The organism is Pragia fontium, from assembly GCF_900638655.1.
GTDB lineage: Bacteria > Pseudomonadota > Gammaproteobacteria > Enterobacterales > Enterobacteriaceae > Pragia > Pragia fontium.
This window is the reverse complement of sequence record NZ_LR134531.1, coordinates 1063265-1088617: the sequence shown is the minus strand read 5'-3', so window position 1 is coordinate 1088617 and position 25353 is coordinate 1063265. Positions and strand designations below refer to the sequence as shown.

At 42.5% G+C, this 25353-nt stretch carries 33 protein-coding genes and 1 pseudogene; 10 read left to right on the top strand and 24 right to left on the bottom strand.

From position 1 onward, the window contains the following. The first annotated feature begins 251 nt into the window (after window positions 1-251). Both EL341_RS04510 and EL341_RS04505 read left to right on the top strand, forming a co-directional pair. On the top strand, window positions 252-578 hold the full coding sequence (locus EL341_RS04510) for a hypothetical protein (RefSeq protein ID WP_126467108.1): 327 nt from the start codon (window positions 252-254) through the stop codon (window positions 576-578). A 164-nt stretch (window positions 579-742) separates the two neighbouring features. Continuing rightward, complete coding sequence (locus EL341_RS04505; RefSeq protein WP_126467106.1) at window positions 743-1135, top strand: VOC family protein; 393 nt, start codon at window positions 743-745, stop codon at window positions 1133-1135. Between the two features lie 95 nt (window positions 1136-1230). On the opposite strand, the gene EL341_RS04500 is transcribed toward EL341_RS04505, so the two are convergent. Next, complete coding sequence (locus EL341_RS04500; protein ID WP_126467104.1) at window positions 1231-1467, bottom strand: hypothetical protein; 237 nt, start codon at window positions 1465-1467, stop codon at window positions 1231-1233. On the opposite strand from EL341_RS04500, the gene grxB reads away from it, so the two are divergent. From grxB to EL341_RS04480, 4 genes are all read left to right on the top strand, one after another. Then, entirely contained in the window at window positions 1444-2091 is a 648-nt protein-coding gene (gene grxB / locus EL341_RS04495; protein ID WP_126467102.1) for a glutaredoxin 2, read from the top strand. The genes EL341_RS04500 and grxB overlap by 24 nt on opposite strands. A gap of 186 nt (window positions 2092-2277) precedes the next feature. Continuing rightward, the gene (locus EL341_RS04490; RefSeq protein WP_047780245.1) at window positions 2278-2973 is read left to right on the top strand and encodes a pirin family protein; all 696 of its coding nucleotides are present in this window, start codon (window positions 2278-2280) and stop codon (window positions 2971-2973) included. Between the two features lie 580 nt (window positions 2974-3553). Continuing rightward, complete coding sequence (locus EL341_RS04485) at window positions 3554-4654, top strand: HlyD family secretion protein (protein ID WP_114986315.1); 1101 nt, start codon at window positions 3554-3556, stop codon at window positions 4652-4654. Next, window positions 4638-6203: a DHA2 family efflux MFS transporter permease subunit gene (locus EL341_RS04480; protein ID WP_164720437.1), complete on the top strand. Its 1566-nt coding sequence runs from the start codon at window positions 4638-4640 to the stop codon at window positions 6201-6203. The genes EL341_RS04485 and EL341_RS04480 overlap by 17 nt, the downstream gene beginning before the upstream one ends. A 184-nt stretch (window positions 6204-6387) precedes the next feature. Here the strand turns inward: EL341_RS04480 and EL341_RS04475 are convergent, their stop codons facing one another. Both EL341_RS04475 and EL341_RS04470 read right to left on the bottom strand, forming a co-directional pair. Beyond that, complete coding sequence (locus EL341_RS04475) at window positions 6388-7284, bottom strand: tail fiber protein (RefSeq protein ID WP_126467098.1); 897 nt, start codon at window positions 7282-7284, stop codon at window positions 6388-6390. 167 nt (window positions 7285-7451) lie between these two features. Next, the gene (locus EL341_RS04470) at window positions 7452-8015 is read right to left on the bottom strand and encodes a recombinase family protein (protein ID WP_047780243.1); all 564 of its coding nucleotides are present in this window, start codon (window positions 8013-8015) and stop codon (window positions 7452-7454) included. A gap of 116 nt (window positions 8016-8131) precedes the next feature. Here EL341_RS04470 and EL341_RS17710 point away from each other — a divergent pair. Further along, window positions 8132-8206: pseudogene (locus tag EL341_RS17710) on the top strand (phage tail protein); the annotation flags it as partial. A gap of 6 nt (window positions 8207-8212) precedes the next feature. Next, the gene (locus EL341_RS04465; protein WP_232036588.1) at window positions 8213-8611 is read left to right on the top strand and encodes a phage tail protein; all 399 of its coding nucleotides are present in this window, start codon (window positions 8213-8215) and stop codon (window positions 8609-8611) included. Window positions 8612-8775: 164 nt separating this feature from the next. On the opposite strand, the gene EL341_RS04460 is transcribed toward EL341_RS04465, so the two are convergent. From EL341_RS04460 to EL341_RS04360, 21 genes are all read right to left on the bottom strand, one after another. Next, entirely contained in the window at window positions 8776-9201 is a 426-nt protein-coding gene (locus EL341_RS04460; RefSeq protein ID WP_126467094.1) for a tail fiber assembly protein, read from the bottom strand. A gap of 8 nt (window positions 9202-9209) precedes the next feature. Then, window positions 9210-9968 carry a phage tail protein gene (locus EL341_RS04455; protein WP_126467092.1) on the bottom strand — a complete coding sequence of 253 codons (759 nt, stop codon included), beginning with the start codon at window positions 9966-9968 and terminating at the stop codon, window positions 9210-9212. A gap of 126 nt (window positions 9969-10094) precedes the next feature. Next, complete coding sequence (locus EL341_RS04450; RefSeq protein WP_126467090.1) at window positions 10095-10685, bottom strand: tail fiber assembly protein; 591 nt, start codon at window positions 10683-10685, stop codon at window positions 10095-10097. Then, complete coding sequence (locus EL341_RS04445) at window positions 10685-11353, bottom strand: phage tail protein (RefSeq protein WP_126467088.1); 669 nt, start codon at window positions 11351-11353, stop codon at window positions 10685-10687. The genes EL341_RS04450 and EL341_RS04445 overlap by 1 nt, the downstream gene beginning before the upstream one ends. Then, window positions 11350-12093, bottom strand: coding sequence for a DUF2612 domain-containing protein (locus EL341_RS04440; RefSeq protein WP_126467086.1), 744 nt, complete (start codon window positions 12091-12093; stop codon window positions 11350-11352). The genes EL341_RS04445 and EL341_RS04440 overlap by 4 nt, the downstream gene beginning before the upstream one ends. Continuing rightward, window positions 12090-13511: a baseplate J/gp47 family protein gene (locus EL341_RS04435; protein WP_126467084.1), complete on the bottom strand. Its 1422-nt coding sequence runs from the start codon at window positions 13509-13511 to the stop codon at window positions 12090-12092. Before EL341_RS04435 ends, EL341_RS04440 begins: the two co-directional genes overlap by 4 nt. Then, window positions 13511-13864, bottom strand: coding sequence for a hypothetical protein (locus tag EL341_RS04430; protein WP_047780239.1), 354 nt, complete (start codon window positions 13862-13864; stop codon window positions 13511-13513). Before EL341_RS04430 ends, EL341_RS04435 begins: the two co-directional genes overlap by 1 nt. After that, on the bottom strand, window positions 13861-14526 hold the full coding sequence (locus tag EL341_RS04425) for a Gp138 family membrane-puncturing spike protein (RefSeq protein WP_126467082.1): 666 nt from the start codon (window positions 14524-14526) through the stop codon (window positions 13861-13863). Before EL341_RS04425 ends, EL341_RS04430 begins: the two co-directional genes overlap by 4 nt. Further along, on the bottom strand, window positions 14513-15478 hold the full coding sequence (locus tag EL341_RS04420; protein WP_074819993.1) for a phage protein: 966 nt from the start codon (window positions 15476-15478) through the stop codon (window positions 14513-14515). The genes EL341_RS04425 and EL341_RS04420 overlap by 14 nt, the downstream gene beginning before the upstream one ends. A gap of 46 nt (window positions 15479-15524) precedes the next feature. Further along, on the bottom strand, window positions 15525-15845 hold the full coding sequence (locus tag EL341_RS04415; RefSeq protein ID WP_074819995.1) for a phage baseplate plug family protein: 321 nt from the start codon (window positions 15843-15845) through the stop codon (window positions 15525-15527). Window positions 15846-15886: 41 nt separating this feature from the next. Further along, window positions 15887-16555 (bottom strand): phage baseplate protein, encoded by a 669-nt coding sequence (locus EL341_RS04410; RefSeq protein WP_074819997.1) that lies wholly within the window; start codon window positions 16553-16555, stop codon window positions 15887-15889. Continuing rightward, window positions 16555-18339 carry a hypothetical protein gene (locus EL341_RS04405; RefSeq protein ID WP_074819999.1) on the bottom strand — a complete coding sequence of 595 codons (1785 nt, stop codon included), beginning with the start codon at window positions 18337-18339 and terminating at the stop codon, window positions 16555-16557. Before EL341_RS04405 ends, EL341_RS04410 begins: the two co-directional genes overlap by 1 nt. 193 nt (window positions 18340-18532) lie before the next feature. Further along, the gene (locus EL341_RS04400) at window positions 18533-18949 is read right to left on the bottom strand and encodes a phage tail assembly chaperone (RefSeq protein ID WP_083399604.1); all 417 of its coding nucleotides are present in this window, start codon (window positions 18947-18949) and stop codon (window positions 18533-18535) included. A 113-nt stretch (window positions 18950-19062) separates the two neighbouring features. Continuing rightward, a complete protein-coding gene (locus tag EL341_RS04395) occupies window positions 19063-19500 on the bottom strand; it encodes a phage structural protein (protein ID WP_074820003.1) in 438 nt (145 codons plus the stop codon). Between the two features lie 17 nt (window positions 19501-19517). Next, window positions 19518-20600 carry a DUF3383 family protein gene (locus tag EL341_RS04390; protein ID WP_074820005.1) on the bottom strand — a complete coding sequence of 361 codons (1083 nt, stop codon included), beginning with the start codon at window positions 20598-20600 and terminating at the stop codon, window positions 19518-19520. A gap of 4 nt (window positions 20601-20604) precedes the next feature. Beyond that, window positions 20605-21102 carry a phage neck terminator protein gene (locus tag EL341_RS04385; RefSeq protein WP_074820007.1) on the bottom strand — a complete coding sequence of 166 codons (498 nt, stop codon included), beginning with the start codon at window positions 21100-21102 and terminating at the stop codon, window positions 20605-20607. A gap of 354 nt (window positions 21103-21456) precedes the next feature. Next, complete coding sequence (lysC, locus tag EL341_RS04380; protein WP_428480387.1) at window positions 21457-21735, bottom strand: Rz1-like lysis system protein LysC; 279 nt, start codon at window positions 21733-21735, stop codon at window positions 21457-21459. After that, on the bottom strand, window positions 21641-22042 hold the full coding sequence (locus tag EL341_RS04375) for a hypothetical protein (RefSeq protein WP_047780216.1): 402 nt from the start codon (window positions 22040-22042) through the stop codon (window positions 21641-21643). The genes lysC and EL341_RS04375 overlap by 95 nt, the downstream gene beginning before the upstream one ends. Continuing rightward, window positions 22039-22464: a lysozyme gene (locus EL341_RS04370; protein ID WP_047780215.1), complete on the bottom strand. Its 426-nt coding sequence runs from the start codon at window positions 22462-22464 to the stop codon at window positions 22039-22041. The genes EL341_RS04375 and EL341_RS04370 overlap by 4 nt, the downstream gene beginning before the upstream one ends. Next, window positions 22454-22771, bottom strand: a complete 318-nt coding sequence (locus tag EL341_RS04365; RefSeq protein ID WP_047780214.1) for a phage holin family protein — start codon at window positions 22769-22771, stop codon at window positions 22454-22456. The genes EL341_RS04370 and EL341_RS04365 overlap by 11 nt, the downstream gene beginning before the upstream one ends. A 451-nt stretch (window positions 22772-23222) precedes the next feature. Continuing rightward, window positions 23223-23582: an antiterminator Q family protein gene (locus tag EL341_RS04360; protein WP_047780213.1), complete on the bottom strand. Its 360-nt coding sequence runs from the start codon at window positions 23580-23582 to the stop codon at window positions 23223-23225. A gap of 139 nt (window positions 23583-23721) precedes the next feature. On the opposite strand from EL341_RS04360, the gene EL341_RS04355 reads away from it, so the two are divergent. Next, the gene (locus tag EL341_RS04355) at window positions 23722-24438 is read left to right on the top strand and encodes an XRE family transcriptional regulator (protein WP_047780212.1); all 717 of its coding nucleotides are present in this window, start codon (window positions 23722-23724) and stop codon (window positions 24436-24438) included. Between the two features lie 282 nt (window positions 24439-24720). Then, the gene (gene mprA, locus EL341_RS04350; RefSeq protein ID WP_047780211.1) at window positions 24721-25227 is read left to right on the top strand and encodes a transcriptional repressor MprA; all 507 of its coding nucleotides are present in this window, start codon (window positions 24721-24723) and stop codon (window positions 25225-25227) included. The last annotated feature ends 126 nt before the right edge of the window (window positions 25228-25353 follow it).

Here is a 25353-nt window from a genome sequence, read left to right as displayed (position 1 = left end):
CCCTTAACTTATCTCTCCTCATTTCAGCAATATCGGAATGAGGAGTTGTTTTTAGCCTGCACATTCTCAATATATTTTATTCAATACCTTGCATGATTCTTTTTCTAACGATAATCAGCACAGCGCAATACCCTTTCTCAGTTTTACGTATCTCAAGCGTAAAAAAAGCGTAAAACACGCTTCGGGCTATTGATGATTTCTTAGCAAGTGTAATGATTGACTATAGATCCACTTGCTTAGGAATACGGATAATGCTTAAAAAAACACTGCTTATTTTCTTATTAGCGATGTCATTTTGTTCATTCGCTAATGCCAGAGATCACCGTGATTACCGTGGATACAACAACCATAACTATCAACAACGCCATTATAATGCGCATAAATACAAATATTATAATGGGTCAAACTACAACGGCTATAAACGCTATTATAACCATCGCTACAATCCTAATGTGCGTTATCAATATCGTTATCATTCGTCTAAATATAGGCCATCATATAACAGCAATTATCGCCCGGCTTACCGCTCAAATGGATATAACCACTATCGGGGTAGTCGGCCAGCTCACCTGCGTTAAACGCGGATATATCAGGAACCTGAATCTCTGATATCAGGTTCCTACCTCCACAACTGACCATCAGACGAATCACAGAACACATATTCTTACCGTCCTACTCTAGAATTCCCCCATTTTTTAGCCATAATGCTATGACCAACGGCATAAGCAAACGGGATGATATTATGGTCAAATTTGGATACACCATTGTTTACGTTGATGATGTGGAGAAAAACCTTCACTTCTTTAATGAAGCCTTTAATATGAAAACGCGCTTCTTACACGATACCGGAACTTATGGTGAACTGGATACCGGCGAAACGGTACTAGCATTCGCCTCTCATGATTTGGGGAATAGCCATTTCCCGAATGGTTATATCAGCGCTGGCACATCCGAAAAGCCATTAGGAATTGAAATTGCGCTAGTCACTGAGAATGTTCAGCAAACCCACGATGTCGCGATTGTTTATGGTTCAACTGAACTGAAAGCGCCGGCAGTGATGCCTTGGGGACAAACCGTATCCTATATTCGTACTCCATCGGGCATATTAATTGAATTATGTAGTCCCATGGCTTAAACCTAAAAGCAGGCTAACCACTCGGTCTGCTTTCATTATTATCCTCATTTCATTGCTGGAAATAACATTCTACTGATTGAATAAAAACAACAAAATTAGCCCATCACACCCATAATCAATACCATCAATACCATCAATACCATCAATACCATCAATACCATCAATACCATCAATACCATCAATACCATCAATACCATCAATACCATCAATACCATCAATACCACGTTATTCGGCAGATAGTAATAGCAACCTACTTCATTCTGAGTTAAACCTATACTATCCCTTGTCGATGAATTAAGGAGACTAATATGAAACTCTATATCTACGATCACTGTCCATTTTGCGTGAAAGCCCGCATGATTTTTGGCATCAAAAAAATCCCGGTTGAGTTAATTACTTTGCTCAGCGATGACGAAAAAACGCCAATTAGCATGATCGGACAAAAAATGGCACCGATTCTGGAAAAAGATAATGGCAGCTATATGCCGGAAAGCATGGATATTGTGCATTATGTTGATGACAATTTCGGTACACCAACATTAACGGGGAAAACAAATCCAGCCATCGCAGATTGGATAAAAGAGGTCTATACCTACGTTAATAAGCTACTCATCCCGCGCTATGCCAAAGCGGATTTCTGCGAATTTAAAACGCCTGCGGCTCGTGAATACTTTATCCAGAAAAAAGAGGCCTTTATCGGTAGCTTCTCTCAGGCTATGCAGCAAACACCTGAATTAATCAAACAATTGGAACAAGACTTAGCCAAATTGGATAAACTCATTCAATCAGCGGAAAGCTGTAACGGTGAGCTATCCGTCGATGATATTCATCTGTTTCCCGTTTTACGCGGTATATCCATTGTTAAAGGCTTGACGTTTCCTGCTAAGGTTGATGCTTACCGAAAAGCTATGGCTAAGATTACCGGGATAAATTTACTGGATACCATTGCGCAATAGACATTGCTATTTCACTGGTTATTAAGCTAATCCGGTAATCAATATCACGTTACCGGATTGCCTTAAAAAACCGAATATGCCTGCCCCTTATTTAATTCAATTTTTTTGAATATCTGAGTGACTTTTTTCCGCTTTTTTAATCTGCCCCATGGACTAAACTGATTAAAACGGTTGAGGAGGTTTCAGATGATTTATTTACGTAAAGCGGACGTTCGCGGTCATGCAAATCACGGTTGGCTTGATAGCTGGCACACATTTTCTTTTGCTGACTATCATGATGCTAACTTTATGGGCTTTTCAGCGCTACGGGTCATTAATGAAGACCGAGTGCAGTCAGGTCAAGGGTTCCCAACTCATCCACATAAAGATATGGAAATTCTGTCCTATGTCCTCAGTGGTGCGATTGAACATAAGGATAGTATGGGAAATAAAGAGCATGTCCCAGCGGGTGATTTTCAGATCATGAGCGCAGGTACCGGCGTACGCCACTCGGAATACAACCCAAGCACCAGCGAACCACTGCATTTTTATCAAATATGGATTATCCCGGATCGTCAGGGCATTACACCGCGATATGAACAAAAATCGTTTACTGCAAAGCATGCCCGTCAATTAGTTCTGTCACCCGATGCCCGAGATGGTTCTCTGAAAGTGTATCAGGATATGGATCTTTGGCGCTGGGCGTTGGATGATCAAGAGCAAGCACAATTTGACATCCAAGAAGGACGACGCATCTGGGTTCAAGTTGTTAAAGGTAATATAGATGTTAATGGTACTCAGGCTTCCACCAGCGATGGGGTTGCACTTTGGGATGAATCATCCCTGAACATTATCTCTTACGGTGAGAGTGAAGTTCTGATATTTGATTTACCCAAAGTTTGATAGCGTCATTTAATCTGGCCGCAGTATAATAATAACGTTAGGTTAACTTATTATACTGCGGCTGATTTATTAACAATATTAAAACATAAATACTATTGTTCGGTATAATTAAAATAATTAGCTGCGTCATTATTAATTAATATTGATATTAAGATAAATATTAAGCCAACGCTTATTTAAAAATAAGCAATAACTCAACAATATAAGTAATCAACAGCGTAAACTTACCTTATATATCACAACGCTTAAACAATAAGATTTAATTCATAAAAACTGATAGCGCGCATTAAGTAAAAAAGGGATTAAACCATCAAACAAAAACCATAACTACATGAAATTAAATAACAAAACAAAAACCAGTAGAAATAAAAAACGGATACCCATCTAATTAAATCACTCGTAAAATCTAATACCAAACAATATAAGGATTGACATCTCATCTATTTATCATTATTAATGAAGCCTGAAATTAAAAACACCATATCGTGAGTAAATAAACACTCTAAGCGTAATTACTCAACCTAAATAAAATAAGTAAATACTTACAAAACTTATAAAATAATAAGTAAAGGATTCTGTCTTGAACACAGGGAATAACGTCGACTTGCAATCTGATATTGATGAATATTCAGAAGATATCGATAACAATAAAAAGTTAAAAAAAGGCAAAAAAAGAGTTTTCGCACTATATCTGCTTATTCTTATCTGTATTTCTCTGATTTCATTATCTTATTATTGGTTTTATCTGAAAAATTACGAAAGTACCGATGATGCCTTTATCGATACCCATATTGCCAAAGTTTCTGCCGCCATTCCTGGTCGTGTGGAACGTATTCTGGTTGAAGATAACCAGTATGTTGAAGCCGGTAGCGTATTAGTTGAACTGGATTCCCGCGACTATCAAAACCTGCTAAATCAAGCCATTGCCGCCCAGAACGTTGCTCTGGCTCAAACCCCTCAGTTACACAGCCAAATTACGGCATTAGAAGCCAATTTAAAACAAACTCAGGCCAACGTTCAATCAGCCAAAGCTGAATATCAGAGGGACAAAGATGATTATGAGCGTTATCAAAAGTCTCATGAAACCTGGAGTCAAAGCCAACTTAGCATGCAAAAAGCGGCCTCAAAAGCCAGTGCAGCACGTCTGGATGCGGCCCAGCAGGCAGTTTTGTATAATCAGGCGCTGTTAGATAAAGGAAAAGCGGCCCTGCATGAAAATACCGCCATGCTCGAACAGTTGGAGGTGGAAATTGACAAAGCCAAGCTACAGCTTTCTTATACTAAAATCATCGCCCCACAAAGTGGACACGTTACTCAGCGTAGCGTTGAGCTAGGTAGCTATATTGATCCTGGCCGAACGCTAATGTCAGTGGTGTCGAATAAAGTTTGGATCACCGCCAACTTCAAAGAAACGCAATTATCCGATATGCGCCCGGGACAGGATGTCGAAGTCAAAGTGGATGCCTATCCACAATATAAATACAGCGCAAAAATAGACAGCATTCAGCGCGGCACTGGCCCGGTCTTTAGCATGTTACCGGCAGAAAATGCGACCGGTAACTACATCAAAGTTGTACAGCGGGTACCGGTCAAAATTATCTTTACCGATCCACGTATTAATGATGCAGAGCATCCGTTATCACCCGGTATGTCGGTTATTCCTAATGTCCACATCAAGTAATGTTAAGCGCCCGCACCTCCCCCGTTCAGCGGCGGGAGATCGTAATCCTTGGCTGATGGCGGTGGTAGCTTCCATTGCTACATTTATGGAATTACTGGACTCCACCATTGCTAACGTTTCGCTTTATCATATTTCAGCTTCCCTCAGCGTCTCATACAATGAGTCTATTTGGGTTTTAACCTGTTATATCGTTGCCAATGCGCTGATCTTACCCATGAGCGGTTGGTTAGCCAGCACCATCGGCCGGAAACGCTATTACATGTTAAGCATCGCCGGCTTTACCCTAGGTTCTCTGCTTTGCAGTATCGCAACCAATATTGAATTTCTGATCTTTGCCCGTATTTTACAGGGGATCAGCGGTGGTGGACTGGCACCGCTGGAACAGTCCATGCTAACCGACTCTTTTCCGCCCGAAAAGCGCCCTCAAGCATTTGCACTTTATGGCATTACCGTTTTAGTCGCACCGGCCCTTGGCCCTTTTATCGGTGGCTGGCTAACGGAAGCCCTGTCATGGCACTGGGTATTTCTGATTAATGTGCCCATCGGTATTATTTCGCTGATTCTCAGTTATTACCTTATTACTGAGCCACCGTTGCTGATAGAAGAACGCAAACAGCGTAAAAAGAACAAAACCAATATCGACTACATCGGTTTTGTTCTGGTTATTATCGGCTTCGGCACCCTACAGCTCTTCCTTGACCGTTATGAAATTAATGACGGGTTCTCTTCCACTTTCATCTGGATTATGGCGATAACCGCCGCTGTTTCACTGAGCTTTCTGGTGATTTGGGAATGGTTCCACCCTCACCCCATCATGGACATTCGCCTGCTTTGCTACCGTAACTTTGCCGTCAGCTGTTTTATTATGTTTTTGATTGGTTTTATGGTTTATTCCACCACCCAAATCATTCCGCAGATGACTCAGGAACTGTTTAATTACACAGCAACCATTGCGGGAGTGATGCTGGGAATAGGCGGTATCTTTGTCATGATCTCCATGATTATTATGGGAGGGATAACCGGGAAAATACGATATCCACAGTGGCTTATCGCTTTTGGCTTGCTGGGAACCGCATGGTCGACCTGGTATATGTCACAGATGACGCTGGACGTCGACTTCACTACTTTTGTCTGGGCCCGCATATTTCAGGTTATTTGGTTTCCCATACTGCTCATACCGGTTAGCACACTGTCCTACGAAGGGCTGCCAGAAAATAAAAGTAATGAAGCCGCCGCATTTGCCGCGCTAATGCGAAATATTGGGGGAAGCGTTGGTATTGCGATGGTAGCCAATATTCTGCATAGCCGAACCAATATGCACTATAGCCGCCTAAGCGAACGAGTGACTGAAAGCACCGACCTGACCGTTACGCTGGAAAATGTTAAAACAATGGTTTTTGCGCAGGCGAGAATGATTGGCTATCTGGATATTTTTTATTTATTAGCGTTTATTTGTTTGCTGTTTATTCCGCTGGCGTTTCTGTTTAAGCCACAAGGAAGGATGGGGGAACGTAGTCGGGAAGGGAATGCGCATGGGCATCATTTTTGATTGGGGTGTAGATTAATCTGAAAGCGAGCTATCTCCAGAAAAGATATAAAAATTAATTTAAACGTTATCGTAAAAAGAAGTGAGGTAATAATTAACTAATTATCGCCTCACTTCCACTAGTATTAAATATATTCTATTTAACAACACCAGTTAGTATTTCTTATCTTTGTGCTGAATAATAATATTAAGCTGAACGATACCATCCCATTAACTTAATATAAGCATTTACAACGGGTACAGGACTGCCTGAACCAACAGAGTTTGTATTTCCATTAATGCTGTGACTGTGAGAACCAATCCCTACGGTATGGTTGTGTGCACCAATGCCAACAACATGGGCATGGTTTCCTCCTGAGCTTGTATATGCAGTCATTAAATTATATGTATAATCCGCTCCTCTAATAGATATGCCTGCTTCACGCCTGTGGTTCGTAAATGGTGTATAAGAGCCATTCCCTCCCACAGCTGTATCATGTATATGCTCCCCGGCTGCATTTGTCGTTTTCGTCCCATAATCGAACGTACTTACCGTCTTAGTTCCATAATCAAAATTAGATGTAGAGCCACTAAATGAGTGTGTATGCGCCGGCATATTTTCCACAGATAGCGTGGCCATATCAGCACCACCAAGCTCTTTAAGATCAGATGCATCCTTTTTAGCCAAACGGATTGTTCTTTCCTCTCCTAAATATTCCCATTTTGTACCCTGAAATAGCATATTAGGATCTTTATTTTCAGCAAAAAACATTACAACGCCGACAGGATATACTGCATCAATACTTCTGGTGATCGCTAATTCGAGTGCCTGCCTCACTGCTTTAGGCGTAGCTGCCATTAATTCATCATTGCTATTAATCGCATTACTTAACTTAACAATGCCAGCACCAGTTAATGATGAAGCTGGTGGAGTAAAGTGTTTTTTCAGCACACTACTATTCACCGACTTATCGATAATTCCCTGACGAATCAGCATCAAATCATCCGCAACCAGGTCTGTAGCAGCAGGTAATTCCGATAGGGTAATTTTCTTTTCATTGAGCAGCGCTAATAGCGTCAGCTCCTGTTCATTAGTTAAAGCCATTTGATTTTCCTTATAAATATGCCCGCTCAAAAAATGCAGAGCCCTGCCGAAGGAGTTACAGATACTCCTTAGCAAAATAAAATTAAAAATAGGCGTTTTGGTGAGAGTGTTAATCAATATTAAAACGAGCTATATCCACTTATAGCTCGTCTAATGTCGATATGTGGTTAATCTGAGACGACTGAGCTGGCCGGCATATATTTATAGATAGTCGCCAGACTCACATTATAAATTAACGCTAATTCTTTTCGGCTATGCCCCTTGCTTAATAATCTGATGGACTGCTGTATCTGTTCATCAGTTAATCTCCTCGGGCGTCCACCAATCCGCCCTTGTGCTCGCGCTACTGCCAAACCCGCCCGGGTGCGTTCGACGATTAATTCACGTTCCATTTCAGCCAGCGCACTCATCACATGAAAAAAGAAACGCCCGGCAGCAGAACTGGTATCAATGCTGTCGGTAATGCTTCTAAAATGAATCCCTCTGGCTTTCAAATCAGAAACCAACGTTATCAAATGTCTAACGCTGCGCCCCAAGCGATCGAGCTTCCACACCACAACGGTATCCCCGGCTTTAGCGGTTTTTAACAACCGTTTTAACCCTGGCCTTTCGGACTTCACTCCACTGATTTTATCCTCAAAAATTAGCTCACAATTTGCACGACTAAGCGATTCTCGCTGTAAATCCGTCTGCTGGTCATTTGTTGACACCCTAACATAGCCAATTAACACCCCGTTTCCCCCTTCTCTTTTTAGAGTAGATAGTCTCAAAGAACTATTGGGATAAATAGGGGGTTCTTAAAAATCTTGGTTTAGAAGAAGGTTCAGTTTTACCGGTAGGTGTTCCCATCCCTTGGCCGTCAGCTATACCACCAAAAGGGTGGCTAAAATGTAATGGTGCGGCGTTTACTGCTGCGCAATATCCTAAGTTGGCACAAGCTTATCCATTATTAAAATTACCAGATTTACGTGGGGAGTTTATTCGTGGCTGGGATGATGGACGCGGGATTGATACCGGACGAGCATTAATTAGCTATCAATCACCGACCTTAATCAGAACGGCTATTCTTGATTATGTTGGTAACGACGCTGAAGGTGTACCTGCTGCAGCTATAGGGATTCCATTTGATAATGCTGATATGACAACAAAATCTTTTCCAAGCACAGCGAAATCGGCTAATAATGAGCAACTACTTGGTTGGAATGCCGATTCTGGTATACCAGGGACAGTTTCTACCGCTGCGTTAGCTTCATCTACAGGAGTATCATGGTGGTTCAGTACTCGCCCGCGCAATATATCTTTTAACTATATTGTAAGAGCCTCTTAATAAGCTTCATAATCATACTCAATAATATGTTAATTAAATCAATACGATAAGAATTACAGTGTGCAAATATCAGACGGGCCATAAATATAGCTCGTCTGATATGACTTCATCTACCTATCAAAAATGATGTCATATATATCACTGTTCTTAGCATGTTTATTTACCTATGCCGCCGGAGCTTTAGGCCAGTCAATATCAGGGGCGGCTTGGGTCTCTATGGCTTGCACCGCTTGTAAATATAACATCCAGTTCGTTAATTTTTCTCTATCCTGCTCGCTAATAATTCCTAATATTAATTGAGTCTGCCAAGTTTGAGTAATTCTATTCGCTTCTGATATTCGGTTATATTTTTCTATTTCAGCAGTAGCCACATATTGCGTTTTTATTGGTTCAGGGATGCTTATCCAAGTTGGCAGTCCATCTACACCAGCCACACGAATTTTACCTTCAGGTGGCTGTATTGAGTATTGATTAAATATCTCAACTGAGACTTCAAGAAGATCCTCTGGCCATGTATTTGCAGCTATATATGCCTCTTTGAATTTGGCAGGAAAAAATGCATTTTCGTGAGCACTATAAAAATATGACATAAAAAACCTCAATATCCAATTGCTATCCAAGTAATTGATGGATTAGTTTCTAGAGGATAACGCGTCTGTATTAATGCCCTACCCGTTGTTCTGGTTGATGGGGATGCACTAGCTATAGCTACCCATTGAGTTGATGAACCTCCATGTAGCAGACTACAGCCAGTAGAAAAGCATGCGTTAGGAAATGATATGGGAAACGAAAAACTGGTAGAGCTTTGACGCCATTCACCAATACCACCGTCTGAAATTAAAGGTAATGTAACCGTTCCCCATTGAATAATAACATTACTTAATTTCCCCATAGCTTTTACAGGAATAGATAGCCAGCCATTTTTATCATTTAACGCTGTGATTCCACTTCGACTTGCTGCTTCCAATAAACCAAGGTTTTTAAGAACCTGTTCCTTATCTGCTACATCCGATAAATTAGCACTTTTACTTAATGCCTGCTCCGCTACGCTTTGGCTAGCATTTAGGGCGATATTATGGGCAGATTTAACCGCTTTAGAGGTGGCCGCGATATATTCATCATCACTGTTGATGGCATTACTTAACTTAACAATACCCGATTCAATCAATGATGACTCCGGAGGAGTAAAGTATGCCTTTAATACATCATTATTCACCGATTTATCGAGAATTCCCTGACGCATTAGCAGCAGATCGTCAGCAGCTAGTTCTGTGGCGGCGGGTAATTCTGATAGGGTAATTTTCTTTTCATTGAGCAGTGCTAATAGCGCCTGTTCCTGTTCAATCGTGAAAGCCATTTGGGTTTCCTTATAAATATAACTCTGCTCGAAAAAATGCAGAGCTCTGCCAAAGGAATAGCAATATTCCTTTGCATCATCAAAAATTAAAAATGGGAGGTTTATAAAACGATTAAATAGAGGTGTTTAACAATCAGGTAAGGCTGGCCATTCGATATCCTGAGCGTTTTTCATATCAAGCTGATTTAATAACACCCGATATTTACGCCATGCCAGCAGTTTCAAATCATCCCCAGGTAAAGCTAACTCCAGCTCAATGGCATCAGATAGCGTGGCAATCATCTCTTTGGCTTGTAATTCCAAGCGCTGTTTATCGGCTGTTACCTTATCTATCTCAGCTTTCTGCTTAGCATCAAGATCCATTACCCATGCTGAACCATTCCACTTATCAAACGGCGTCTGTGGTTGAGACGGAGTAAGATTATCTGGCAGCGCCCCTGGTTCGGTAATGGTAACCTGCTCACCGGTTTCAGTAGAATAAACTAACGCCTCTCGGTGATCTTCCTGATATATCCAATCATCACCTTGACGGCAAACGACAAACCCTTGTTTTTCTGGTAGCGGTTTATCAAGATAGCTATAGGCCGGTAGCCCTACCCCTTGATTGAGGAACTCTTCAGATTCACTGATAAATTCACCGTTTTTTGGATCGACGTTATAAACCTGAACATAACCGTCGGAAATGGCAAAGCCATAATTATCTAAAGTTGTTTTCATTATGCAGCCCTCACTATGTATAAGAATGCGATATTACGGGGACGATTTTCATTAGCTGTTGGAACAACTCTAGATGAAGCGAACGTCGCATCATAACGATAAGCTGTTCCCGCCATGGCTGCGCCACCAAATAGAAGCTTTGCTGAAAACGCCCCCTTTACATATGAATTCACACTTTCCTGATCCGGCGCATTTGATAATACCCCTAACAAAGTTCCTGTAATATCTCTGATAGCATCTCCTTGAGCCCTCAATATCTCCCTTCCTGAATCTACCCCTCGCCCATCATCCCAGCCACGAATAAATTCCCCTCGCAAATCGGGTAACACGCCTGAGGGATACCCCATAGCCAATTCCGGGTACTTTTCTTTATCAAATTTAGCGCCATTACATTTCAGATATCCCAGTGGCGGTTCTTCCATCGGACAGGCAATCGGCATCCAGGCAGGAATAACCCGGCTATTTAAGGTTTGGTTTTTTTCTTCTAGTGCCTGCGATCTCCGGTAAATATCACGAAATAGCCAGTTCAGATATTGAGCCGGTAATGGCATACCCGGCGCATCGCGGGTTTCTGGGGTAAAGCCGTTATGCATCACGGCTTCCGGCAACGGCGCTACGTTTAGCTGCCCGTCAGGAAAAACTATATGATTTTCTGCAAAAGTGGTCATTGAAAGACTCCTGGTAAGTGATATCCGTTATCGAATACCTGATAGGTGGTGCTTACGGATAAAACGCCGGCGCCGACGCTAATTTTTGTGCCATTAGCCGTTAACGGTGTTTTATCTGGGGCCATACCGGATAAGCGCGCGGAGCCAACAGGATTACTGCCACTAATAACCAGATGTTTATCATTAGTTAACAGCGAACTATTGCCGTTCTCCGTCATATCAACCCGCATATTCATCGGATTGGCCAAACGCCCAGCTCTAAAAGGTTTCGCTCGCCCATAGCTCACCATCAGCGGTACATTTTCTATCGCCACCGGTGCTATATCCTGCAAAATGGCCTGACTACCTTCCGGAATCTGTCGACCATCGGTAAATAACATGGCGCAGCTCGGATAGCTCTCCAGATATTGAACTTCCGTTGGTTTAGTTAGAAAGCGCACACCTTCAATTAAATCCTGCGGTCGCGCCCGAGAAATATTGCTTAAAATTCGCGACTTAATGGCAATACGGTACTCGTCATCCTCTCGACTAAAACGTGGAACACCTACAATATAACCGCAGCCATCAAGCTGAGCGCCTGTTGCACTATCCACCCAACGACCGTTTTTCAGATCGTTAAAATCGGCAGATATGGCCTCCAGCGGAGCCACCATAGATTCGGCTAACGCTTTTACTTTTGGCTTATCTTGAAATTGCCCTACCAACCGTGAAAGGGCTGTTTTTCTATAGGGAAATGTCATAGCCCAATCACCTCCAGCCGCGACTCATCAAACAAGGCCACGCTACGTTTATCAATGGCAACATTTTCCAACTGATAAACTGGCTCATCATCAGGGCCCTCGGTCATAGCCGCTTCAATGGTAATTTCAGCCAATCCACTGGTATTGCTATAAATAGGGCCTAACATGCGCTGTAAAATAATATCGTCGCCAATCTTCAGCGTTGAACCATATTTCAACACCGCTTTTTTAATATTGCTGATAACGTTCTGTGGCAGGTTTTCTTCGTTATATAGCCCTGTGACATTAATTTTAATCCATGCCAGCTTCTGGGTTGGCCGCGAAAAATTGATTTGTTGGCCGTCGCCATTCTCATCTTTCACCAGCACGGCATGAGCGCCATAAGTCTCGATGCCAGCGGGTTTATGACGCCATAATGCATTAGCAACGCTTTGATTATCGCCCCCCACCACTAGCGCTTCAAAAGCATGAGGAGGCATCCCCTCTTCAGATATGGAACCGGTTCGATTTTCAAAAATATGAACTTCACTAACCCCGGCGACCTCCTGAATTAATCTGGCTCTAATCGCTTTCACCGTTGCTGAGCCGGTAGACTGACGGGATTGTTCAAAGCGAACTCTCAGTTGTGCATCGCTTTCCCTTTCTCTGCCAACCACGCCTTCCGCTAAGTTGCATACCGCATCCCAACCACTACGTGGTGTAACAATTTCAGTCAATGCTCCCAATGGGAGGACATGACGCCCTTCCTGCATCGCTATAAATCTAGCCGGAGAACCAATACGCACCAGCTTGAGGTGTTCACCGACTGACAATGCAAAAGGTGTAATGCCATCAACGGCAAAAATACGTAATACCTTATCTTTTATCTCATAGGACAGAACATTAGGATTAAGCTGATCGGCGATTTTTTGCATAATCTGTGTGGCGTCCTCTCCCTCGACGGAGATAGTGTTAAAGAGGGTGCCATTAATATTGATGGAATATTGGGTTTTATCCCGCACATTCATTTCAATCGACGTATCCACCGCATTAGCCCGACTAATCACCGCATCAAACATACTTTGATAACGTTGGCCGCCGTTCGTTGCCTGCGCGCCGCTTTTCAATAAGGTAGACTCTTTACCATAAACCGCAGCGATAACCTGTGTAGCGGAAGCGGCAAAGCGAGTAATCCCCACATAAGAAACGGCACCATCAAGGGATACACCCTCAGCGCTAAAAGGATACATCGCATGATAGGTATCCTGAGCCTGTTCGTAGATATTGGCCAATGCCTCGGCCCAAATGCCTTCCAACTGACCGATAACCGAATCAGGCTGGGTATTAATTGGCCCAAAACGGTTAATCAACAGTCGGTCATACTCTTTTTTAAGTTCGGCTAACCGTTTGATTGTGTAGCCATCTTTAGTTAAAGCCATTATTGATTACCTTTATATTTGACTAAGCCATAAGGGGTTTTAACAGCAAACTGCACGCTTAACTGCCGCGTTTGCCGATCAAAGTCATAGTTAAATTGCTCAATCTCCAACACGCCATCAACTTCATTAATGCTGTTTTTCAGCGCCGCCAGTGCACCATTCAGGGTGATTTGCTTACCCAGAATTTGTTGCAGATAAGGCGTACCAAATTGAGTATTGAGAAACCACTCTCCCTTCCATAGCTTTAGCTTGATTTGTAGCTGCTGATGAACACGTTCTGCACCATCAATCCACAGCAAATCATTACGCTGCAGATCGAGATCTCCCGTTGCATCGAGTTTTAAATCAATCATTTTGCGGGTCCTGTCGAAGGTCCATCGTGTTCCTGATGGGTATGTTGAGTTAATGAGATCCCGCTTCCCTGAACGTCACCGGTTGCTTTTACCGTGCCGTTGATAGTTGCCCCACCTTTTCCTGACATGCCCGACTGATAGTTAAGCTGCCCTTCGGTGGTTAATAACCCTTTATTCAGGGTTTCTGGCGTGGTGATCTCAACGCCGGCAGGGGCATTGATCAGCAGTTTGCCCTCTTCGGTCAGGGCGATATACGCCTCACCAAAATAGAGCTGCATCTGATCGTTCTCCGCTGCGCGATCTTTCGCTGCGCCAAAACCGCCTACAATGCAGTAAGCATCCGTCAGGGAGAATCGACGTTCATCATCACTGTCATCCGCCGCTTGCTGACAAAACACCAGCAGGCACTTATCTCCCGACCGAACCGGGCCTTTTACCCCTGCTACATCGCCAGCAAACCGTGGCCACATCACCGGCACGTTAGGTATCACCGGATAATCCAGTGAAGTCCCATCAACAAAACGCTGTTTAGGAATAGGTTTAACGCTGGCAATACCGGCATCGTAGCTTTCAATAATGCCATCCACTGCGGTATTGATCTGACTGGTCTCCGACTGAATCAGGGTTTGCAGTGCCTGCATCAGATTATTATTTTCCGCCACGCTTGCCTCCTTGAGGAATCGCCTTGAGTTCACACTCGGTAATCCACTCACCTTCGAAAGTATCACCGCTGTGAGTTACGACTTCGGCACGGAAGAATGCTCGAGGGCGCTCGCTACGTTCCTTATCAGCACTCGGATCGAGTAGCAACATGTCGCTTTCCAGACCGACATAGCAGCCCGGATACAGACGTGGTTGCAATAAACACTTCACGTTATATCCCTCGATCTGATACTGGCTCTTATCGCCAAGACTTTCAGAAAGAACTAACTTTGAAGGTGGAGACGATTCTCCCTGGGACTTATTTCTGGTCGAATCGATAATTCTGGTTGGTAGTCCAATTAATCCGTTATCTGGGGTTAAAACAACCAATTCATCCGTGATCGGATTATCTTTACTCAAGATTTGAATTTCGTTGTTTTGTATTGACCAGGTTAAACCAAGATATTGGCACACATCCTTCATCGCGACTTCAGCCTTACCACAGAAGGCAAATCCACGACGATAAGGTTTATCCATTATCTTTTCTGGCATGGGTTTTACCGGTAGGCCAAATGCTTTGGATATATCGGCCAGGATATCCAAGGCCGATGTATTTGGCGCATAACTCAGTGACAGCTTGGTTTGTCTCAAAGGTAATGCGCCATCGCGAACGGTAAGCTCAGTCAGCGTGTCATTACCTTCGCGAGTCGTCCACGCACTGACAACGGTTCCGGTAAAGATTGTTACAGCTCCAATATCATCTTCATAACCGGCCTTTAAGATGACATTATTATTTACACGTTCTACCAAACTACGCGTTTGGTTATTCATATTGTAAATTTTAAGCGCTAGTTTATTAGTGGTTTTGTCATTATCTTTTGAAATTTCAAAAGAAAAACGCAGATCGTTAATAATAACCGCTTTACCATTAGCTTCACCCACCACTAATTCTGCGACACGATTAAATAACATATCGCTCCCTTTTATTTAAATAAGGAAAAAAGTGTTTATCAGCAAATTAATATTTTGTGCGATAAAGCAATAAATGGTCATTGCCTAGCGAGTAAAAATCAGGACGTTCTTTCCCGCTATAATTATCCATAAAAATGAAATCGCCTTCTGGTGAAGATAATTGATACCGCTTAAGAAGAAAGGTATCTTTAACCATCTTAATCCCATCAATAATAGACTCGCCATTACGTTCGCTTAATGAAAAATACCAATATTGCCCGTATTCATTCCATGTTACTCTTAGTGTTAACGGTTTTTTATCCAGAGTAATATCCATTTGTTGATCGGCAATACCCGCATCCAGCGGTATTTTTAATACAGTTGCCATATAATTACCTATTAAACCTTACAATAGAAAATAGCTATTTTCTAAGTATTCACCTCTACCGACACATTCGTTTCAACCGTTGTCTCTTTATTTTCAATATGGGTAACTGTTTCGTCATTTGCGGTTGACGGGTGTATTGGCCCTTTATTATTTTTTGGAGACGACTTACGTGATGTCGCCGGAGAATCAGCCTGTTTAGGATTAATTCCAGCTTCTTCTGCATCAACAATGAGCGTAGATACTCGACGAATATGGGTAAAGGTCGCAGAAAACTCAATGGAATCCCCTTCCCCTGCTTTACGCGGAATGGATAATCGGGTTAGCACCATATCGGGGTAATTGCGGTATTTGGTATACACCATCACCGGTTGGCGATTTTCTAACAGCATCCTTAATTGATCGAACGCTTTTTGTATATTCGATTCTTTATTGAATAAATCAGACAGCGTTTCCAGAAAACGGCCACGCCAGCGTTCAATAGAAGAATTGCTGATGATCCCCGAGATTTCAAGCGAGTCCGGTTTTAGCTGTACATGGTCTGTAATAACCGCCCCAGTTTCCACTGGATTGGTTGTCACATCCGCCGTCCATGTATGGCTTTCACTGGTAACGACATCAAACTCCATGTTTGAATAGGCATTTTGAAACCGCACAACACCAGATGACTTATCATTTAAAAGTTTTGTTAATATCCCCCAAACACTACTCATTACATACCCCCATTAATCGTTGCAGTTAACTGTTTTTCGCCTTGCTTAGTGCCATCCAAAGCGGCCTGACGAATATCATTAATCTGCTGTTCAGGAGTTCCCGGTAATATATTGATTTGAAACTGAGGATTACTGTTAATCATGTAATTCATTGCATTAGCAGCACTGGCTGCCGCAGCCATTCCTGGGGTAACGGTTTGTGGATAAACATCAGAGTTATCCTTACCTGGGCCTTCTCCACTCCCTGGTGTTCCTTCATTCTCTTTTGATGCCTGATACTTTTTATAAGCATGGTAGCCTAATCGAATAGCGCCCTCAGCAGCCAGACTTGCCCAACCAATCGGTGTCGCCATCCGACCAACGCGTAAACCGACAGAAGCCACCCTACCCAACGTTCGGAGTACCTTCGGATTACTCAGCAGGCTTTTTCCTGCAGTAAACGTTGTTTTCATGGCTGACTTAATGCCACCAGGAACTTTACTCATCAGGCTTTTGCCAATGTTTAGCATTGGGCCAGCCATCTTAGTAAATAAGCTCCCACCTCTCTTAAGAATATCGCTACCTAAGCCAGAAGCTCTTCCAGCCAATGATTTAGCTGTGTTTTTACCTTTTGAGAGTAAATCTTTTCCTTTGGAAACCGCAGGTTTGAGAAAATTGCCCAATCGTCCAAATAACTGCTTTCCAACGTTAGCAACTGACTTAACTCTGTTTTTCCCTGAAGAGAGTAAATCTTTTCCTTTTGAAACCGCAGGCTTAATAAAATTGCCTAACCGGCTAAATAACTGTTTTCCAACGTTACCAACTGACTTAACTCTGTTTTTCCCTGAAGAGAGTAAGTCTTTTCCTTTTGAAACTGCGGGCTTAATAAAATTGCTTAACCGGCCAAATAGCTGTTTTCCAACGTTGGCAACTGATTTAACCCTATTTTTCCCTGAAGAAAGTAAATTCCTCGCCTTCTCCTTGCCTGAAGAAAGCAAATTTTTTGCCTTTTCTCGCCCAGAAGTAAACAGGTTTTTAGCTTTATCCTTCCCGGCTAAAAAAAGCGTTTTTACCTTATTACCACCAGAGGAAAGAAAATTCTTGGCTTTAGTGTATCCGCCTCTAATACCAGAGCCGACCTTACTCTTAACACTGCTCGCAATCTGTTTGACACCAGAAAAAAGACGCTTGGCTTGTCGAGTAATAGATCCGGCAGCTGACTTAAGAGCCTTACCAACAGCGCTACCAACCCCCTTGGCAAAAGAACCTATTCGAGAAAATACCTTTGAAAATGCTCCCCCCATTAACCTGAAGATTCTCTTCAGTTTACGAAACCCGCCTAATATATCGAGTATAGTGAGAAGGTCGGCAGCCAATTCAGTAAAAAACTTGATGGTGTCCCAGATATCTTTTTTATCACCACCACGCTCTCCATCATTTGGGCAAGAAGATTTCTCATTAGATTGAGAGGGCGCAACGTTTATCTTAATTGAAATATCATTTTTTATTCGTTCAGTAATATTCGAAATAAAAAAGAATTTTTTTACCGCTTGATTGATACTGGGAGCATTACGCGTTAATACCGCTGACGATACTTTACTTAATCCACTCAATAGATTGTTAACATTATTAGATATATGCCTAATATTTTTTTCAGCAATACTCTGATTAATATTAACCTGTACCCCTATTTTTTTAACCGTGTCTTCTATTTTTTCATTAACTTTATTAAGTGGTGGTAACGATGCTCTTAATCCATCTAATGAATTGGCTACTTGCATAGCCCCAATATTCTGATTACTCATGTTTGGTTCTCCAACTGCGCTTGTAACTGCATCGTTTCGCGCATATCCAACAGTGCATTGAGCTTTAATAAATCATCAGTATCGACTTCACCTTGTTTCACTTCTTGTAAAGTCACCAGGCGTGCCATAATTGGGCGCCAAATCCAAAGCTCCTGTTGTAGATCTTCTCTCAACGTTCCTGCACTATCGCTGGCTACTCGCTGGCCGCTTGCTCTATATCTTGATAACCAAAGTGGGTACTGGCGCGCTCGATAAAAGGGGCAAAATTCATCTTTAACACCTCCCAAACCAGAAGATAAAAATCGAGCAATGTATCAACGTTAAAGCACATATTCATATCAGTGATAGATGCGACTTTTCTTTTATCTTCAATAGAATAAACGGCTGAAGCCGCAAGAATTGGGAAAATCACTTTTTCATGTGCTTCTTCATCCAGCCCAGAAAAAAGCTCAAATAAATTAACATCATTCGCATTATCAGCCTGAGCAAATGCAGTTAATGCAGGTGCCGCTATATTTTTAATTTTCAATAAGAAACGACCAGCATCAAATGCATTCATCTTCTTTGCTGTATATTCTCTGTTGCCAATAATAAAAGTTTCAACTTGCATATCTATTCCTTATAAAAAGGGAAGCCGAAGCTTCCCGAATATGTCTGACTATTCAGCTAAAAAATAAAATTAATTTAACTTTGCGATAGTTTTTGATTAACTAATGAATAAAATTAGTTGCCGCCAACATAAATTTTTAAATCAGCACACTCAAATGCCCATAGGCGGTCGGAAACATCTTTACCAAAAGAGACATCAGGTACCGCTTTCAACCATGCGTGACCAGCGGAGCATAATGTGCGGCCATTTCCATCAGTCACACTGATCGGCAACACCGGAGAACCATCTTCATTAAAGTTGTCCACATAAAACAAATCTGAAAGTTCATCGTTAACTTTGCTGGTTTGCAATAATTTAATTTCGATCGAACCAGACTTATTCGCATTACGTACACGCGCCACACCACCATCAATACCGACTTTTGAAGTGTATAGACCTTCAGCACGTTTTACCGTAATTGCATCACCGTCACTAAAACCAGAAATAAGAACCGGGCCAACAGTAACAAAAACCTGATCGCCTTTATAAGTACCCGTTAATTCAGCAGCCATAATGATATTTTTCCTTATTATTGTAATTCATACGACAGATTGCCGTTGATATTGGTTAAGTGAATCGCACCGGCTAAACGGGCGGAGAAGGATAAATTCAAAATACGATCGGCTTTATCCTGGAAAGAGACATCAACACTACGTGGATAAGTCACCACAAAGCCCTTAACGTTGTTACCTTCAGCATCGATTTCATCCGGCGCAATACCTCCTACGCGCTGGCCTTCAATCAGGCAGCCGGTCAGGTTATTCACGATCAGAGCAATACCACCGTCGGTATAAGGAACTTTATTACGATTGATCATCATCGTACTCAGGCTGGTCTGAATAGCATCAGCTAACCAGTCGCGGAAGCGGATAACGTCAACCCATTCACCGCTAACTACTTTGCCTGGCGTGGTCAGATAAATTTGCGGAGCAAAACGTTCGAAGGTATTCCCGCCTTTCTTCAGAATGGTTTGCTGCTCAGTAGCACTCCAGTCAGAGGCTTGTACACCAGAAAGTTGTTTCAGTGCCCAGGTTTCACCACCCGGAGCAATGGTAAAGCAGCGTCCCATCCAAGCCATTTCCAGATACTGTTCTGCCGCATGTTTATCAACAATAACGGCGGTACGCAGGTAATTTTTCGCCGCCAGTTGAGACAGAGTATCTTCTTTGCTGCTGGCATCAGTTACCGCTGCTTCTGCGCAGGAAGTGAAGAACATTTTAGTTTGAGTTTCAGCCCACTCAGCCGCCGCCATTTGCAGTGCAGCCGTTCGTTCAGTCAAGGCAAAACCGTACCAGTTGGCATCTTCAGCCTGAATCGCCGTTAGCTGAGCAGCCAGCGTAGTAGCAACAACTTTACCTTCTGTATCAGCTTCCAGACGACCCACCTTACACATTTGCGGACGTGGAGTCTGACTAAATACCGCGCTCAGCGCTTTCAGCACATCGGCTGGCAGGCCATCTTCTTGAGCTGCGTTATAGTCAAAATAAACGCGAACGCGCTCGGTAAACGTTGTTAGCGGAGCAATAATCATTGGCACGCCAAACACGCCGCGCGGTACACTGGTAGTGCTTAATGCAATATTTACGTTCACAATCTGATTCAGAGAACCCATTGTTTTACCTCGTTAAGTTAAAAATAGTTTTGCTACCATCAGAGGTAGCCTGAACATTATCAATGACGCTTACAGCGTCTTTAATAATCACGGAATAGTGGATAAAAAAGCTCAGATAGGTTTCTGAATTCGGTGTCCATTGGGCATCCTCTTTCATTTCTGTTTTTAATTGAGCGCTTCCCTCTATTCCAATTTGTGCCAGTTGAAACTTCTCCGACACAGATACTTTTCGCAGCCCATCGTTGATTTTGCTTAATTGCTCAACCACATCACCGCCGTAATAGTGAATAGCAATTTCAGCCCGACGCTGGCCACGAACGATCAAATAACCGTCATCACTGACGTTTCGATCAACTTCATCACTCATCCCCAGCGCAGTACAGGAAACCGTACTTAACTCGGCATAAGGTTCCTGCGGTACCGTTTCCCCTTTGATAATCAGGTTGGAGTCCAGCAGGGGTTGCAGCAGACTTTTCAGCTGCTGTTCAATGATTGTTGCCATAAAAACCTCAAAATAGCGGTTCAATGAATATGAGAAACAAAAAAGCCCCGCAAAGCGGGGCTTAAATAGGGAAATAGATAAACGAATCGTCAATTAACAACTTTTAGTGCTCAAGAACTCAGCTGTGATTGATCATCATTAAACACTATTAATCCATAACTAACGCCCACAAACCACAAACCACAAAGTAGTGAGCATCAAATAAAATCAATAAACCAGATAGTTAGCCAATAAAACGCAAAAGGCCCGCATTCAAATGCAGGCCTTTTGTTATGCTTTGTTTGGATACAATCTTGTGACTTTATGGGAGTTACTATACCTGATAATCAGATAAAAACAACCCCTTTTAGTTGTTTATTTAACTTTTAATTGTTTTTCTTTATTCTTGTTGTTATTTGGCGATAAAATTTCGTTATCAAACGAAGTATAAGACTCAACCACCTTCCTCACCCCCTCTAATTGCCCATTACACCGTTCAATCACCGCCAGCAGTTCAGCGACATATCCAGGATAATCACCGTAATAGCGGACCTGATAGTCAGGTGCCTGGCACGGGCGGAACAGCATTTTTGGCACCGGCAGCGGTGGCGTTGACCTCGGCGACTCGTTCGCGCAGCCGCTGAGTGACAGCATCAGGAACGGGCTCAGCAACGCAAGGACTCGCCAGTTGGCTTTGAGCCAATGCTCGCTGCAACGCCACAGTGCGTTTTTCGCTCTCTTGTTTTTGCTCTGCAACATCATCCATTACCTCCTGGATTTGCCTATACTGGGCCCTGATCTTGGCTGAATAAGCCCGTTCCTCTGCTAACGCCACCACTGCCTGTTGCTTCTCATTTCTTAACTGGCTCAGTTGATTACCAAGCCAGCGGGCATAAAGCAGCAGCAAAACGATGCATACACCGGTTAAAGCGGTAGTCATCATTCGTGCAGAAAATGTCATGATTCAAACATCCGTTTTTCTAAACGGCGACGCCGTTCTAAACCGGCAAACCGTTTACCGTTGGCATAAACCCAGCGACCAAACTCATCGGCAGCACCGTTGTAATCCCGCTGATTTAATTTGCGTAACAACGTCGAAGTACTTAACGCTCGAGCGCCACAGTTAAAAGCAAAAGAAACCAGTGCATCGAACTGCCCTTGGGTTAGTGGAACCTTAACAATCCGTAACACATCCTGTTCAACGCGTACCAAATCCGCTTTAAGATAACGTTCCGCCTGCATGGCACTAATTTGATCGTTTGGCTTAACCCCAGAGGTATGGCCATAGCCAATCGTCCAAACTTTTGCCGGACAGAGATAAGCTTTTAACTGGCAAGATTCGAAGGATTTAATGTGCTCTACGCCACTTTGGCTAGTTATCATCACGTCCTCCATCTATACGCTTCAAAAAACGCTTTTCCAGAATCTTAATAAATTCAGCACCGGACCATCCCGCCAAGCCAGCAATACCGCCAGCAAGTTCTGCTGCCCAGTGATAATAGCTGGCAGCCAGTAGCACTAACGCTCCGGCAAAAATGGCCACCGTCGCCTGCAATAGCAGAATCGACCAGCGAAACTCTTCACCGTTCAGGATGCGGTAAGCGTAACTGGCGATGGCGCCCAGTAATGTCATGACCAATACCAGGATATAGCTCAGAGAAAGGTAGTTTTGAGGTTCTTTCATCGGCATGTATATTTTCCAATTAAGTTATACAAGAGAAATAAAAAAGCCCCGCAAAGCGGGGCTAAAGTGACACATTGATACGTAATTCTATTGCTAAATAATGATATTCCTGGGTTTAACAACTTTAATCAGAAAGTACCCGGTCTACCGTCGGTAGCAATAACATCATTCTCCCTTTAGTCTCTCCTGAAAATGGAGAGCTACGTATCAAATAAAGTCACAAAACCAGAGCGTTAGAGCTAAAAAACAAAAAGCCCGCATTCATCATGCAGGCTTTTTATCTAATGGCTTGTCTGGATACAACTTTGCGACTTTATACTGCTTACTATACCTGATAATCAGATTAATTCAACACCTTTTTGGTGTTTTTACAACTTTATTTATCACGTTGTATTTAAACAAAACATGCCGCACAAAGGCGGCATGGAGAGGCAAAAAAACAAAAAATCATTTTGGACTAAACAGCAACTTCCTCACCAGATCGAACAAAAATCTGCCCGGCAATAAACGCTTCTGCCACTCTTAAAATACCCGCAACATAACTCTGAGCCTTCCCCAACTGCTTAGCTAGTTTAGATTGGCTAATCCGGTAAACATAGTGTGCAATCACTAGCTTATAAGCCAATTGGTCAAAATGCCGCAGCCCCGCAACCGCAGAATCAACGACCATTCCTTGGTTATCATCAGTACGCAAAAATGATGAACTACTATCCGGTAACACCGCCTGAAAAGTGACATTAACTTTTGAATATTCGGTACCGACATTACAGCGCGCCCAGTTACCCCACATCTCTAAAGTTGTCTTAATATTATTCATTTATCCCCCCGGACAATAACAACAAATGGTTGTGGTAGTATAGTAGTTGAAAATTAATGGTTGATCAACACATATTAGTTGTTATAGTGGTGATATCTTTAGTTGTCATTTATATACCTTATACATCAAGAGAATCACTATGCAGACGTTAGCAGAACGCGTCGCTAAGCGACGTGAACAATTAGGCTTAAGTCAGAAAACGCTGGCTGAAAAAATCAACGTCAGCCAGCAATCGATCAATAAAATTGAATCAGGACAGACCCGCTCACCACGTAATCTGGATAAACTGGCCGAGGCATTAGATGTTAGCCCTCAGTGGCTATTATTCGGTGATGAGCCCTCAGTGGTTAAGCAGGTCGATGTCTATGATAGTGAAATTAAAGCCAGTAGCCTGCGGGTAGAAGAATGGGAATCGATGAATCATGATAAAGATGAATTTGTTGAAGTCACCGTTCTCAACGTTGAAGCAGCCTGCGGTGATGGCGCGATGCCAGATAATGAACATGAAGTTTATGCACTGCCCTTTCGCCGCTATACGCTACGCCGGATGGGGGTCAATGCGCGTAACGCTCGGGTAGTGAGAGTCATTGGCAATAGCATGGCGCCAATGCTGCGCAGTGGCGATGTGGTGGGAATAGATACGGCCAACAACTCAACGATTATTGACGGCGATCTATATGCCATTCGTGATGGTAATCTTATCCGGGTAAAACAACTCATTCCCCGTCCTGATGGTGGCGTGATTATAAAAAGCTTTAATAGTACCGATTACCCTGATGAGCATCTAACTCGGGAAGAGATTGAACAACGCATTCATATTATTGGGCGCGTATTCTGGTCATCCACTCTTTGGTAAGCCAATCAGCCTAAATCTAATATTAAATGCCTGTACAGACCACATTTCTGGCAGGCTACATTCTCGCTAGCCCCTTCCCTGCACCCTGCATGACTATTGACTTACTCATAATGAGTTACCTTGATAGTTATTATCATGATGAAAAAATATTGTTAAAACCTAGTTAAATACAGTTAATTGATAAGAATAAATAAATAATTTCTCACATTAAATCTCAAAATATTTACTTATAGGTATTATCAACGCTATCATTACCCCATGCTAATAAGGAGATGCTAGCACATGGAAAGTTCATTTTCGCCTACCGAAAGTATTTTAAACCAATATTCATCAATACAAGATGAGTTTCCTTACCAGGAAATTCAATTAACACGTTTGAGTATGCACACTCATAGCAAACTCTTAGAATTTCGTAATAAGAATTTTAAGGCTCAGGGTATTAATGAAACGCTTTTTATGGCGTTAATTATATTAAACGTACAAAAAAACAAATCTATTCAACCATCTGAGTTAAGTTTAGCCTTAGGCTCATCCAGAACCAATGCAACGCGCATTGCAGACGATCTGGAGAAAAAAGGTTGGATCGTACGTAAAGAAAGCGGTAAAGATCGCCGTTGCTTGCATTTGTTTCTTACACCAGCCGGTGAAGAATTTCTCAGTGGTCTTTTTCCTCAGCAACACGCTAATCTACTAAAGATTTGGTCAGTATTTACTGAAGAAGAGCGCCAACAGTTAGAAATGCTAAACCGCAAATTACTCACCCGTCTGGAAGACATCGATCCCGCCTAAATGTCGCGCTGTAATTTAGCTATATATGCGATACCATTGCATACCGCTAAATTACAGCAGTTTATCTCTGCACAATTTCATAAAATACCCATACACTATAACGCTGAATTTCAGATCAGCTAAATG